Origin of the sequence: Capnocytophaga sputigena (assembly GCF_900446695.1) — a bacterium.
GTDB lineage: Bacteria > Bacteroidota > Bacteroidia > Flavobacteriales > Flavobacteriaceae > Capnocytophaga > Capnocytophaga sputigena.
Genome location: NZ_UAVP01000007.1, coordinates 328,375 through 341,549, shown reverse-complemented (window position 1 = coordinate 341,549; position 13,175 = coordinate 328,375). Strand labels below are relative to the sequence as shown.

The 13,175-nt window shown below is 36.1% G+C and carries 13 protein-coding genes; 11 read left to right on the top strand and 2 right to left on the bottom strand.

Annotated features, from left to right (window positions below; genetic code table 11):
* A complete protein-coding gene (gene mnmC2 / locus DR017_RS05445; RefSeq protein ID WP_002677217.1) occupies window positions 1-660 on the top strand; it encodes a tRNA (5-methylaminomethyl-2-thiouridine)(34)-methyltransferase MnmC2 in 660 nt (219 codons plus the stop codon).
* On the opposite strand, the gene DR017_RS05440 is transcribed toward mnmC2, so the two are convergent.
* Window positions 623-1,648 (bottom strand): o-succinylbenzoate synthase, encoded by a 1,026-nt coding sequence (locus tag DR017_RS05440; protein WP_002677344.1) that lies wholly within the window; start codon window positions 1,646-1,648, stop codon window positions 623-625. The genes mnmC2 and DR017_RS05440 overlap by 38 nt on opposite strands.
* Before the next feature lie 4 nt (window positions 1,649-1,652).
* A complete protein-coding gene (tsaE, locus tag DR017_RS05435; RefSeq protein ID WP_002677613.1) occupies window positions 1,653-2,069 on the bottom strand; it encodes a tRNA (adenosine(37)-N6)-threonylcarbamoyltransferase complex ATPase subunit type 1 TsaE in 417 nt (138 codons plus the stop codon).
* A 137-nt stretch (window positions 2,070-2,206) separates the two neighbouring features.
* On the opposite strand from tsaE, the gene DR017_RS05430 reads away from it, so the two are divergent.
* The 10 genes from DR017_RS05430 to aroB all read left to right on the top strand — a co-directional run bounded on the left by DR017_RS05430 (window position 2,207) and on the right by aroB (window position 13,155).
* A complete protein-coding gene (locus DR017_RS05430; protein WP_002677511.1) occupies window positions 2,207-3,433 on the top strand; it encodes a hypothetical protein in 1,227 nt (408 codons plus the stop codon).
* Window positions 3,430-4,812, top strand: coding sequence for a hypothetical protein (locus DR017_RS05425; RefSeq protein WP_002677228.1), 1,383 nt, complete (start codon window positions 3,430-3,432; stop codon window positions 4,810-4,812). The genes DR017_RS05430 and DR017_RS05425 overlap by 4 nt, the downstream gene beginning before the upstream one ends.
* A 59-nt stretch (window positions 4,813-4,871) precedes the next feature.
* Window positions 4,872-5,930, top strand: coding sequence for a uracil-DNA glycosylase family protein (locus DR017_RS05420; protein ID WP_002677611.1), 1,059 nt, complete (start codon window positions 4,872-4,874; stop codon window positions 5,928-5,930).
* A gap of 142 nt (window positions 5,931-6,072) precedes the next feature.
* Window positions 6,073-7,344 carry a hypothetical protein gene (locus DR017_RS05415; RefSeq protein WP_002677232.1) on the top strand — a complete coding sequence of 424 codons (1,272 nt, stop codon included), beginning with the start codon at window positions 6,073-6,075 and terminating at the stop codon, window positions 7,342-7,344.
* Window positions 7,341-8,687 carry a hypothetical protein gene (locus tag DR017_RS05410; RefSeq protein ID WP_002677610.1) on the top strand — a complete coding sequence of 449 codons (1,347 nt, stop codon included), beginning with the start codon at window positions 7,341-7,343 and terminating at the stop codon, window positions 8,685-8,687. Before DR017_RS05415 ends, DR017_RS05410 begins: the two co-directional genes overlap by 4 nt.
* Window positions 8,688-8,741: 54 nt before the next feature.
* The gene (locus DR017_RS05405; protein ID WP_002677517.1) at window positions 8,742-9,554 is read left to right on the top strand and encodes a metallophosphoesterase; all 813 of its coding nucleotides are present in this window, start codon (window positions 8,742-8,744) and stop codon (window positions 9,552-9,554) included.
* Between the two features lie 79 nt (window positions 9,555-9,633).
* On the top strand, window positions 9,634-10,650 hold the full coding sequence (locus tag DR017_RS05400; RefSeq protein WP_040360638.1) for a PD-(D/E)XK nuclease family protein: 1,017 nt from the start codon (window positions 9,634-9,636) through the stop codon (window positions 10,648-10,650).
* 123 nt (window positions 10,651-10,773) lie between these two features.
* Window positions 10,774-11,079 carry a cyclic-phosphate processing receiver domain-containing protein gene (locus tag DR017_RS05395; RefSeq protein WP_002677296.1) on the top strand — a complete coding sequence of 102 codons (306 nt, stop codon included), beginning with the start codon at window positions 10,774-10,776 and terminating at the stop codon, window positions 11,077-11,079.
* Between the two features lie 23 nt (window positions 11,080-11,102).
* Window positions 11,103-12,011 (top strand): helix-turn-helix transcriptional regulator, encoded by a 909-nt coding sequence (locus DR017_RS05390; RefSeq protein ID WP_002677620.1) that lies wholly within the window; start codon window positions 11,103-11,105, stop codon window positions 12,009-12,011.
* A 70-nt stretch (window positions 12,012-12,081) separates the two neighbouring features.
* Window positions 12,082-13,155 (top strand): 3-dehydroquinate synthase, encoded by a 1,074-nt coding sequence (gene aroB, locus DR017_RS05385; protein ID WP_002677275.1) that lies wholly within the window; start codon window positions 12,082-12,084, stop codon window positions 13,153-13,155.
* Window positions 13,156-13,175 lie beyond the last annotated feature (20 nt).

The following is a 13,175-nucleotide window of genomic DNA, read 5'->3' as shown; positions in this document are numbered from 1 at the left end:
ATGACTCACGAACTTATAAAAACCTCCGATGGCTCTACCAGCCTCTATATTCCGCAGTTAGATGAGACCTATCACTCAGTACACGGCGCACTTCAAGAAACTCAGCACGTGTTTATCAAAAACGGACTGCAACTATTTGAACAACAGAGCATCTCTATCTTAGAAATTGGCTTTGGCACAGGGCTCAATGCTTTGGTTACTTACAAGGAACACAAAGTCTTGCAGCTGAACATTCACTACGAAACGGTAGAAGCCTATCCTATTCCGTGGGAGGAAGCCTCACAAATGAATTTTTCGGAAGTGCTCTCCCCTACCCTATCCCCTATTTTTGAACAGATGCACTGCTGCCCGTGGGATGAAACTGTTGCTCTCTCTCCTACCTTCAGCTTCAAAAAACGACTACAACGCTTTGAAACTATTAATGATGTCGACACTTTCGACCTTATTTATTTCGATGCTTTTGGGGCGCAAGTACAACCAGAACTGTGGCAAGAAGCTATTTTCCAACAAATGTACACTGCCCTCAAACAAGGAGGCTATTTGGTAACCTACGCTGCCAAAGGTAGTGTGCGCCGTGCGATGCAGGCTTGTGGTTTTACAGTGGAACGATTACCTGGACCGCCTATGAAAAGGGAAATGTTACGCGCTCACAAGGATTAAAGCCCAAATGTCCGTTTTCCACATAAAGCGGAAAGGATAAGTTATTAGTATACAATGCTCCAGTACCTAAACCTTGAGGCATTGGACTGCGAAGTGTGTACGTCCACTGTGCAATAGCATTGAGCCCTATATTGCTCTCCAAAGCTGAGGTTACCCACCAACCTATACCCAATGTTTCGGCAAGCGTTATCCACTCTTCAGAACCTTGATAACCTCCTATGAGCGAAGGTTTTAAAATGATATACTGCGGTTGTATCTCTCTTAAAAGTCGTTGTTTTTCTTCAGAAGTAAATACCCCTATCAATTCCTCATCAAGGGCGATCGGCAGGGGTGTTTGTTCACATAGTTCAGCCATAGCTTCCCACTGTCCTGCGCGTATAGGCTGTTCAATAGAGTGCAATTGCAAGGCAGCTAATCGCTCCAAATAGACTAGAGCTTCAGTTGCTTGAAATGCACCATTAGCATCCACCCTTATCTCTATATCACTTGCTGAAAACTCATTGCGCAAGGCTTTTAAAATACGATATTCCTCTTCAAAATCAATGGCGCCTATCTTCATTTTGATGCAACGAAATCCCTGAGCGAGTTTTTCTTTTATCTGCGCTTTCATAAAGTCGGGAGAGCCCATCCAGATAAGTCCGTTGATAGGAATTGCGTCTTTTCCCGTTGTAAAATCGGAAGGAAAAAGTTCGTACCACTGTGATGCCGCTACCGATCTAAAGGCTTGTTCCACACCGAATTGTATAGAAGGAAAGGCAACGAGTTCTTTGAGTAATGCCTCTTCACCCAAATGCAGGTGTTGTTCTACCCATTGCAGTTTTGCTTCATAATCAGGTACATCATCAGCACTCAATCCACGAAAGAGGTTGCATTCCCCTATGCCTTTTTTGCCCTCTTGATCTATTGCCAAAAAGAAGGTTTCTTTGGAGGTAAGCACCCCTCTTGATGTCCCCGACGGACGTTTAAAATTGAGAATATGTTTAATCATAATATCAATTTGCTAATTCGCTAATTCTTAATTTTCTATGATTTTTATCTATCTGTATCAATTCGACTATGGTGTAAGTCTCTGGCAAGTATTTTTCAACTCTTTCTGCCCATTCAATAAAACACCAATCACCAGAGTAGAGGTATTCTTCAAAACCTATATCAAAAGCCTCTTCCTCATTTTTGATACGATAGAAATCGAAGTGGTAAATCTTATCATTAGCGCCTTCATAAGGGTTCACCAAACTAAAAGTAGGACTGCTCACATTATCGGTACTGCCTAAAGCTCGTACCAAAGCCTTGATAAGGGTTGTTTTACCAAAGCCCATTCCTCCCTTGAAAATCACTACTTTGGAATGCAAATAAGGAAGGATTTTTTCGGCAATGGTATCTATTTCGGATAAAGTATAAGTAAATTCCATAAGGTTTGTTTCTTTTATTGGGCAAAGGTAGTAATAATTGAGAAATTAGCAAATTAGCAATTTTTCTAATTAGCTGGTCGTAGTTTGACCAGTTAGGGGTGTATTTTTGCCGGCAGAAAAACAATAAAAATGCTTTTATGATGATTTTAGACAACTTTAGTGACAAACTAAAAATAGCTTATGCTGATATACTGGAAGCTATGGTCTGCCAAGATACTCGTGAAGAAAAAGACTTCGATGAACAAAATCGACTTACCGAACGCCGCTTGTACAACAATAACAAGCTCCTCTTTAGAGAAATATATGATTATCAGCGCAATTATGTACATAAAAAACTATATCCTTATAACGAGGAAATAGTACACCTTATCTACCCTATTTATACAGAAGAAAGACAAAGAGCCTTTTATCTGCCTATCAAAGAACGTATACTGAATTTAGGATTTCAGCCTGAAGAAATCACCAAAATAACTGTACACCTAAAAAACTACAACAAAAAAGGACAAAAACTGCAAGAAACTTACAATTGGTGTAAGGGATTTTTTGCAGAAAAAGGCAGTATGGGAATAGATAATATCCGCTATGATGAAAGACATAATCTCTATTCTAGTGAGGGTTTTAATGCTTATTGGAACGAAAAACGAAATATACTGCGAACAGTTGATTTGAATGGTCAGACCCTTATTGAATTAAGTTCTTGGGATGAGAACACTTTTAGTACAGTAGAGGTTTATCATTACGATGCTAATAAGAAACTTAGACAGAAAATTATTACTAACCGAGAGGGTGTTTGCAATATTCTGAATTATACTCCTGAACCGCGAAAAAACAAAACAAAGGTAATAAAAATAGACCCTAAAAACCCTACTAAAAGTAAAAAAGAAGGGTATACACATACTTTAAAAAAAGGTACTCTCACCCAAATAGCTGAACATTATAATGATAACTTTGAAACTGTTAAACAGCTTACTACTTTTAACGAGTATAACAAAGTAGTACATAGAATAAATACTGCCTATACCGATAGACACAAAAAAAGTAGCGAGAAAATCAGTAGGTATATTTACAACGAACAAGGCGTGCTTACAAAGGAAATACACCTCAGCACCGATGGTTTTACTGAACTTGAAATTTTGCTTTACAACCCACAAGGGCAAAAAATAGAACGTATCTATAGGCGTAAAAACTCAAACAGAGAAGTTTATACTTTAGAAAAGACTGTTTATACTTACGATACAGAGGGAAAACTTTTATTAGAAAGCACTCCTACACACCTTACTCATCATTTTTACACCTTAACAGATGATTATGATGAACATTTGGAAATTACGGTAAAAACAAACTTACAAAATATTCAATTATGACCTTAGCTTATTTTTCAGAGAAACATAAAATAGCCTTTGCTGATGCTTTTGAGGCAATGACCTGCAATATACCCAGCAGTATAGACTACAAAGAGCCCGCTTTAGAAGAAAAAGATTTTGACGAAAATGGACGCCTATTAGAAAGACGCTTTGTACATTATGGAAAATCCAGATTAGTAGAACACTATGACTACAACAAAGGGATAGTACATAAGTCATTTTATGAATTTGGTCGTGAGATTCTCCATTTCAGTCTGCCCTTATACAGTGAGCAGGAATTGAGAGCTAAACATATTCCTATTAAAGAACGGGTACAAAACTTAGGATTTGTGCCTGAGCAGGTAGCAGAAATTAGCCTTGAGATAAAAAGTACTGACAAAATTGGAGGTATACAACAGGAAACTTGGCATGGTTGTGAAGGGTACTTTGAAAAAGCTCACAGAACAAGTATAGATAATATCGCTTGTGATGAGAGAGATAATATATGTACTATAGAAGAATATGTATCTTCTTGGGGAGAACAACGCATAGAGTATCGTAGTTTTGATGCTCAAAACAACCGAATTTTTCAAGCACATTCTTGGGAAGAAGATACTTTAAGCTCTATAGAAGTATCACTATATGATGAGCAAAACCGAGTAACGCAACGCATAGACACCAATCGCTATGGAGATTTTAAGGGGATAACATATTACTCTTATAAAGAAAATGAAGTGATTCGCACAAAAATGTATCTTCATAATCCTAAAAAGATTGTTGAAGAAAGTCGCAAACTCACAGAAAAAATAGGGGACAAAACTCACGAAACTATTTGTACAGAAGATGACCATAGAGGTAAAGAAGAAGTTACTACCTTTAACTCCACTGGTAAAATCATAAAAAAAATAAAGACTAATTATTTAGTAAAATACGAAAAATGGATAGGAGAGAAAGAAGTGCGAAGTGATGAAATAACAAATAAAACAGTTCAAGAATACACTTATAACGAAGCAGGAGTGCTTGTAAAAGAAGTGAGGCGATATGTTGATAAAGATAATGAAGATATTTCCTGGTCTGATGGCTCTTATAGTACAGAAATCATTCTATATAATGAGCAAGGACAAAAAGTAGAGCGCAATGAAAAACGGGAATATAAAAATAGTTTGGAGATTATAGGTAAACGCCCTAATCTCAAATTTGAAACAAAAGATAATATATTCTTAGAACGCACTCTTTACTACTACGACTCTGAGGGTAACCTCACCCGTGAAGAACTGAAAAAATGGCGTGCTGATGAGGGGGGTGAAACCAATGTTGAACTTCTTACTACTCACCATTTTTATTTTAAAGAAGATGAATGTGAAGAACATTTAAAAGTTATTGTAAAAGAAAATATTTAAACCTAATTTAAATCAAATTTAATCCTTATATTTGCAACGTAAAACAAAAACAAACCAATATGAGTAAATTTACACCCGAATTAGAACAATGGGCAGCTGAAGTGATAGAGAAAATCACCCCCTTTGCCGAACAAATTGATTTAGCTTACTATCCTCTACAAACAGAAGCTAAAATGAACCCCAAACTCTTGATTATTGGGTTAAACCCAAGAGCAGTAGATGAAAAAGAAGCTCGTCTTGAGAGTCAAAAAAACAACTCAATATGGGAGTTCAAAGATGGTAAGATGAGTACAGAACGCTTGTTAAAAGGCAATCCTTGCTATTCTGAAAAAGACACTTGGACTGTCATTGAAGGAATAGAAAATATTGACTTTGTTAAAAGGTCAATAGAAAGTGGTAATTATTGTTTTATGAACTATATTTTCTTTTCTACAAAGGATGAAAATGCCCTAAAAAGTTTAAAAGAATTCAAAAGCATAGAAGAAACTTGCGTTGCCCTTACTGAAAAATTTATAGAAATCATTAATCCTAAGCAAATTATTGTGTTAGGTGTAACCGCAAGTGATAAGTTAGTTACCAATAAGAAGACTATTCTGCAAGGTAACAATGCTAAATTAGTAGTTGAAGGGAACATTTCAGGAAGAAAAGCCTTTGCTATATTCCACCCTTCAAGACTCAAAAGCTATTTGGATAAAAATATTATCAACAAACGTTTGGGTGAACTTTTAGAAGGAAAAGAAGTTACTCCTATCAATCTTGACAATAAGATAAACATACAAAATGTTTTATCTGCACTCAAGGAACAAGGCTTTGAGTTTACCAAACTACCAAAGGGGGAATATTACAAATTTATAACAAAAGGACTTAACAATGATGAGTTGGATTTTCGTATTGACTTACAAGACAAAATTCCTTATATTGCTTTTCGTTCTTCAAACCAAAAAGATTTTTTAAACCTAAATGCTAAGGATTTCTATTTAGAACATTTCCCTAAGGCAGAGACTACACCACATTGGATAGGGCGAAAGAATCTTTACGTTTATTCAGAGAATAATGTAGAACAAGAAGTGATTTCTGACCTCCTCTCTCTTCTAAACGCTATTAAAGCACAGCAATAACTTATCACTTACCAACTTTACAAGGCACGATTCTAAAAGTCGTGCTTTTTTTATTTAAATTGATATTTTTTATTTTACAGGACGTAGTTTGACCAATTCTCACTGTATCTTTGCCACAAGAAAAGAATAATACTCAAAAAAAATGACATTAGATAACTTTACTCCTATCCAAAAACTTATTTTTGTAGATGCTTTTAAGGCAATCATTTGTGATAATTACTACCAAGAAGAAAAAGACTTTGATAGTGAAGGTCGCCTCAGCGAACGGCGTTTTGTATATCCTGATGGCAGCCTAAAAGTACGCGAAGCTTACGACTATAAGCGATCACGCGTTACCAAGTTTTTCTTTGAAAATAATGAAGAACTTCTCCGCCTTACTGTCCCTCTCTATACCGATGATGAGCAGCGCACTATGTTTACCCCTCTCAAAGAAAGGATACAGCAATTAGGTTTTTCATTAGAGAATATTGAAAGACTGTCACTTTCTCAACAGTGTAACGACCCTAAAAACCTCACTGAACAAAAAGTTTTGATAAATAAATCTTCAATTTATAGAGAATCCTTTAATATTGAAAACACCACTTATGACAAGGAAGGAAGGAGTTTTTGGAAAGAAAACTACGAATCCTATTACCTTGAAAAAAGCAAAGGGCGTTATGTATTTGAACATACTGGAAAAAAAATAATGGAAAAAATATTTTATGATATATGTGACCCTTCAGTAAAGTTTTTTAGTTATGATGAGAAAGACAGGTTAGTACAAGAAGGAGATTTGTGCTACGAATACTACCACAAGAACAAAGCTAATTGTATCAGAATGTATCCTGAAAAACCGAGAAAATACAGCGAAATAGGTTACTTACATACTCAAAAGAAAGGCACTTTTACTGAAACCACTAAATGTATTACTGAATTTGGGAAAACTGAAAAAATAGTTTCTACTTTTAACCAAAACCATCAGTTAGTTAGAAAAGTAGATACTACCTATTGCAATTACGGAAAAAACAAAAAGAGATACAGACCTCGCAAGAAAGATATTATCAACGAAACTATAGAACAGAACACCTATAACGTTGCAGGCTTATTAGTAAAACGAGAATATATACTTTTTTATGATGATGAATCTCAAATAGATAGTTATAGTGTTGAAACTTTTAACTATAATGAGCAAGGACAAATAGTAGAGCGCAATGAAAAAACTGAGTATAAAAATGGTTTTGGACCTAAATACAAAATATTTTTAGAGCAAACTCTTTACTACTACGACTCTGAGGGGAATCTCACTCGTGAGGAACTGAAAAAATGGCGTGCTGATGAGGGTATTGAAACCGATGTTGAACACTTTACTACCTATCATTTTTACGTTAAAGATGATGAATACGAAGAGCATTTAAAAATTACTGTAAAAGAATGATAACCTTAGACAACTTTACCGATATCCAAAAACTCATCTTTGCTGATGCCTTTGAGACAATGACCTGCGGCAACCTCACTCTTGACCGTCAATATGCTACTGAAGAAGAAAAAAAATTCGACAGTGAAGGACGCCTTAGTGAACGCCGCTTTGTATATCCTAACAGCAAAGGTCTAAAATTACGTGAAGTATACGACTACGAGCACTCGTATATAAACTGTTCTTTCTATGAACTTGGCGAGGAAATTCTCAATTTTATTCTGCCTTTCTACACTGATGAAGAAAAGCGTAGTATGTTTACCCCCATTAAAGAAAAGATATTGCAATTAGGCTTTCCCCCTGAGCAGATTGAGAAAATTGTATTCCACCAAAAGTGTGATGACAAAAAAAGTCTTACCTCACAAGAAGTTTGGACGCATTGTGAAGGGTTCTTTACCAAAGGAAATAGAACTGATTTAGAAAGCTTTACTTATGATAAAAAGGGGAAAAAGCTTTTCATAGAAGAGTACGATTGCGCTTGGGGCGAAAAAAGATTTAGGCGCTATACTTTCGACCACAATGGCAATACAATTATGGAGAGAGAGTCTTGGGTTACTGATAGGTTACTAACTATAGAAGAAATTTCTATTTATGATGATAAGAATAGACTATTGGAGAAAAACGGAGTACACTATCAATACAACCGAGAGAATGTTAGTTTATTAACATTCCCAGACCCTCGAACTTTTATTCCAAAAGGCTATATTCGTACTATAAGAAAGGATAATTATACAGAAACAACTGAGTACAAATCAGATGAACGTAGGATCGAAGAGACGATCTCTACTTTCGACCATAAAAAAAGGTTAGTAAAAAAAGTAAAACGTACCTATTATAAAAAATGGGAAAAAATTAGAAAAGGAAAGTATGCCCTCAAAAAAGAAGTACATCGTGAATGGTCTGAAGAATACACTTATAACGAAGCAGGAGTACTTGTAAAAGAAGTGAGGCGGCATTTTTTTAATGAAGAATTTATCTCTGATGGCTCTTATAGTACAGAAATCATTCTCTATAATGATCAAGGACAAAAAGTAGAGCGTAATGAAAAATGGGAATATAAAAATAGTTTGGAGACTATAGGAGAACGCCCTAACCTAAAAATTGTATACAAAGATAAAATATTTTTAGAGCATACTCTTTACTACTATGACTCTGAGGGTAACCTCACTCGTGAGGAACTGAAAAAATGGCGTGCTGATGAGGGTATTGAAACCGATATTGAATACCTTACTACCCATCATTTTTATGTTAAAGATGATGAATACGAAGAACATTTAAAAGTTACTGTAAAAGAAATTGTTTAAACACCGTTTGAATAATTTTTATTTCTTAACTTTGTCCTTTATTTAACTAAGAAAATGAAAATACAATACTGTTCGGACTTACACCTCGAATTTGAAGATAACCTAAACTTTTTAGACAACTACCCTATAAAACGAGTGGGTGATATTCTTATTATTGCAGGCGACCTTGTCCCTTTTGTAAATCTCTCTAAAGCCCTCTATAAAAGTGAGATAGCCGACCTTTGTAAGGGTTTTGAGAAAGTATTTTGGTTACCCGGTAACCACGAGTATTACCTCTATACACACCACTACGACAGCAGTCGTTGTGAACAACCGTTGAAGGAGGTGCCTAATCTCTACTTGGTAGACAACTACAGTGAACATATAGGTAACACCCAGCTGATATTCAGCACGATGTGGAGCCATATCAGCAAAAAGAACGAGAAAGCTATAAAGTACGGAATGAATGATTTCCGTTATATTACTGTGCTAAACCCAACTAAAGGAGGTGAAATAGATTCTTTGGAAATAGCTGATTTTAACTATTTTAACAAAGAAGCGGTGCGTTTCTTGAAGAAAGAAGTGAAAAAAGCGGCTAAAGCCAAGCAAGCTGGCGAGATAGAGCGTATATTGGTTGCCACCCATTACGTACCCACCAAAGAGCATTACCCTGAAATATACTTGGACAGTCCGCTAAATGAAGCTTTTGCGCAAGACCTGACCGATTTTATTGTCTCAAACCCTATAGATTATTGGATTTATGGGCATCACCATTTTAACCAGCCCAACTTTAAGGTAGGTAACACCCAGCTACTCACCAACCAATTAGGCTACGTAATGCGAGATGAACACGAAGGATTTGATTGGGAACGATGGGTAGAGGTGTAAAAAAAATATAAAAAAGTTAATGTTGTATTAAAAAAAATTGTATATTTGTAGCGTTAATATAATCATATAAAGTATTCTTATGAAACCAAATATTTTTGACATTGCCACTAAAGAACTTAGTCAGGATGCTTTTATCACTTGGCTATTGGCTTTTGCTGATAATGACAATCAGCAATATGATAAGGAATTGAACCTATGTGCAAAAGAATTTGTTTCTATGCTCATAAAAAAACAAATTCCAAATTTTAATGAGCCCATACTTACAGTTGAAGCAGGGCGTCAGTGGGAAAACATTGATGTATGGGCGGAAGTAAATGGTAAATATCTTATTATAATAGAAGATAAAACCATTAGTTCAGAACATTCTAATCAATTAGAACGTTATAAGGAAATAGCAGAAAAATGGTGTTCAGAAAACAAATATGAAACACCTATTTGTATTTACCTTAAAACAGGTAACGAAAGTTTGAACATTTTTAATGCAATAAAAGAAAAAGGGTTTGCCATCTTTGATAGAACAGACTTCATAACTTTACTTAACAACCATAAAGAGATTAAAAACAATATTTTTATTGATTTTTATGAACGTATGATCAACTTAGAAAAGTTAAGTACTGACTTTGAAAACAAGCCTTTAGATGAATGGAATGGCAATGATTGGCAAGGTTTTTTCAAGCTTATCGAAACTAAAATCAATATACTAAAATGGCATTATGTAAACAATCCAAATGGAGGTTTTTGGAATGCTATTCTTAATTGGGAGTATTGGGGTGATTATCCTGTATATATACAACTTGAAGAAGGAAAATTGTGTTTTAAATTATCTACAGATCCTGACGATATTGATTTGCCTGATAATTTCGATAGAGCAAACACCCGTAATGAGCTTTACAATTTAATTATTGAAAAAGCAAGCATTTTAGGATTAGACGAAATTAGAAAACCTGATAGATTTGGTAATGGCAAATATATGACGGTTGCTGTTGTTGATAAAGAAAACTGGTTAGCCAATGAAAAAGGTTTTGTAAATACTCAAAAAGTAGTTGAAAACCTAACTAAATATCTAAAATTCTTACGAGAAGAAATTCTAAAATAACAACTATTAAGCCCCTCCCCACTCCTAAAAAAGTGGGGATATTTTTTCAAAAAACACCATCATCGGTCATAGTTTGTCCATTTAATATTGTATCTTTGCAGTGTAATTATTTAAAGTAATACAATGAATCTTTACTTAGACGACCTCCGCCCTACTCCTGAGGGCTTTGAGCGTGTGTATAGCTACGAGGAATTTGTAGCTTATCTTCAGCGTTATGGTTTGCCTGATTTTATCTCGTTTGACCACGATTTAGGGGAAGAGTTTTCGGGTTATGACTGTGCTAAATATTTGGTGGATTACTGCTTAGACCGTCAGTTGCCTTTGCCTGATTTTGCAGTGCATAGCCAAAACCCTGTGGGCAAAGAAAATATTGAGCGGTTGCTAAATAATTTCAAAGAACAACAAAAAACAATTTTAAAGGCAATTTAACTACTTAACACTTTTCACTTATTATGGCAAAACCTATCCAAATAGCACGTTTGGTGCATATCATTAGATTGCTTACTACTCATAAAAATGGACTATCAGCTCAGAGTATTGCTGATTATTTGGCTGATGAAGGCGATGAATATGCTTTCAGTAACCGCACTATTCGCAGGGATTTCGACGATATATACATCGCTTTTGGTATTGATATCACCCTTAATGCAAAGGAAAAAGTATGGGCTATCAACCCCGATAGCATTGCCAATAAACAAAGCATATTAGACCATCTGTTGTTAGTAGATGCGCACCGCAAGGCAAAAAATACGGGTACTCTCCTCTTAGAAGTACAACCTGAAAAGGGCTTGGAAATGCTCGACCCTATCCTTACTGCTATTTCTCAAAATGTATTGATTACCTTTACTCATACTTCCTTTGGCTGGGAAACTACTAAAGCATATCAGGTACTGCCTTATGCAGTGAAAGAATATCAAGGTCGTTGGTATCTCATTGCGACTGATAACAAACAGCCTATCAAACTCAAAGCTTTTGCTCTCGACCGTATCAGCAACTTAGAGGTAATCGACATCCAAGTGAAACGCAAAAAAATAGATATGGAGTCGTTTTTTGATCATTTCTATGGGGTTGCTATTGCTGAAGGCGAGCCCTTGCAAAAGGTAGTACTTTCCTTTGATTATGAACAAGGTAAGTATATCAAATCACTAAAACTACATCCTTCCCAAGTAACTCTAATAGATAATGAGGACGAACTACGCGTGCAACTCACTCTTGCTTTTCCTAATGGTAAAGCTCCCTACGATTTGGTGATGAAACTCTGTTCGTTTAGCTGTTCGGTAAAGGTTATCGCACCTCAATCTTTAGCTGATGAGGTTGCTCACTACCACAAAGCCGCTTACGAACAGTATCAGTCCTCGTAAAAAAATAGTCATTCATAACTCGTTATTCGTAATTATTTTTTACCTTTGCCCATTAGAAATAAAAAAACTTATGGGAAGCACTACAATTGAAGCACAGAACTACTGCATATATTTCAACGAAGAAGGGACGCGTTTTATCAATGATTTGATAGCTGAGCGTCGCCCCTCTAAACTCTTCCTTTTAGTAGATAGCCATACTAACGAACACTGTTTGCCAGTATTCCTCCCCGATTTGGCTACCGATATTCCGTTAGAAATTATAGAAATAGAAGCGGGTGAACCTAATAAAAACATCGATACTTGTACCCAAGTGTGGTATGCCCTTTCTGAATTGGGGGCTGACCGCAAATCATTGCTCATCAATATAGGTGGGGGCGTTGTTACCGATTTGGGGGGCTTTGTCGCCTCTACTTTTATGCGCGGTATCGATTTTATAAACGTGCCTACGAGTCTGCTGGCAATGGTTGATGCCTCGGTAGGTGGTAAAACTGGGGTAGATTTGGGTGCTTTAAAAAACCTTATAGGGGTAATCAACAATCCGTTAGGGGTTGTGGTCGATACTCGCTTTTTGGCAACCCTACCTGCTGAAGAACTCCGCAGCGGAATGGCAGAAATGTTCAAACACGGTCTCATCAGTTCACCTGAATATTGGCAACAAATGTGTCAGCTAAATGAACTTCCTGCAGAGTATTTGGGAGTGCTCATTCGTGAATCGGTAGTGATAAAAAATGAGGTTGTACGCCAAGACCCTACCGAAAAAGGTTTGCGCAAAACGCTGAACTATGGTCATACTTTGGGGCACGCTATAGAATCGTATTGTTTGCAAAACCCTGAAAGAGAACGCTTGTTACACGGAGAAGCTGTTGCTATTGGAATGGTGCTCGCTACTTATCTTTCAGTAAGAGAATTGGGATTCCCGCAAGCTGAATGCGACCATATCAAAGCTGTTTTAGCTGAATACTTCCGCAAGCAATCTTTTTCTAATGAAGAAATTACCGATATTTGTCAGCTGATGCGTTTTGATAAGAAAAACGTGGGCGGCAATGTTTATTTTGTACTTTTAGAAGCCATTGGCAAACCAAAAATTGACTGTATTGTTCCTTTTGAAGAGATTTATAAGGCTTTTGAATATTACCTCAGTTAATAACCATAACCAATAACTAT

Coding starts and splice junctions, on each gene's coding strand:
- mnmC2 (WP_002677217.1), top strand. CDS start 1: ATGACTCACGAACTTATAAAAACCTCCGATGGCTCTACCAGCCTCTAT.
- DR017_RS05440 (WP_002677344.1), bottom strand. CDS start 1,648: ATGATTAAACATATTCTCAATTTTAAACGTCCGTCGGGGACATCAAGA.
- tsaE (WP_002677613.1), bottom strand. CDS start 2,069: ATGGAATTTACTTATACTTTATCCGAAATAGATACCATTGCCGAAAAA.
- DR017_RS05430 (WP_002677511.1), top strand. CDS start 2,207: ATGATGATTTTAGACAACTTTAGTGACAAACTAAAAATAGCTTATGCT.
- DR017_RS05425 (WP_002677228.1), top strand. CDS start 3,430: ATGACCTTAGCTTATTTTTCAGAGAAACATAAAATAGCCTTTGCTGAT.
- DR017_RS05420 (WP_002677611.1), top strand. CDS start 4,872: ATGAGTAAATTTACACCCGAATTAGAACAATGGGCAGCTGAAGTGATA.
- DR017_RS05415 (WP_002677232.1), top strand. CDS start 6,073: ATGACATTAGATAACTTTACTCCTATCCAAAAACTTATTTTTGTAGAT.
- DR017_RS05410 (WP_002677610.1), top strand. CDS start 7,341: ATGATAACCTTAGACAACTTTACCGATATCCAAAAACTCATCTTTGCT.
- DR017_RS05405 (WP_002677517.1), top strand. CDS start 8,742: ATGAAAATACAATACTGTTCGGACTTACACCTCGAATTTGAAGATAAC.
- DR017_RS05400 (WP_040360638.1), top strand. CDS start 9,634: ATGAAACCAAATATTTTTGACATTGCCACTAAAGAACTTAGTCAGGAT.
- DR017_RS05395 (WP_002677296.1), top strand. CDS start 10,774: ATGAATCTTTACTTAGACGACCTCCGCCCTACTCCTGAGGGCTTTGAG.
- DR017_RS05390 (WP_002677620.1), top strand. CDS start 11,103: ATGGCAAAACCTATCCAAATAGCACGTTTGGTGCATATCATTAGATTG.
- aroB (WP_002677275.1), top strand. CDS start 12,082: ATGGGAAGCACTACAATTGAAGCACAGAACTACTGCATATATTTCAAC.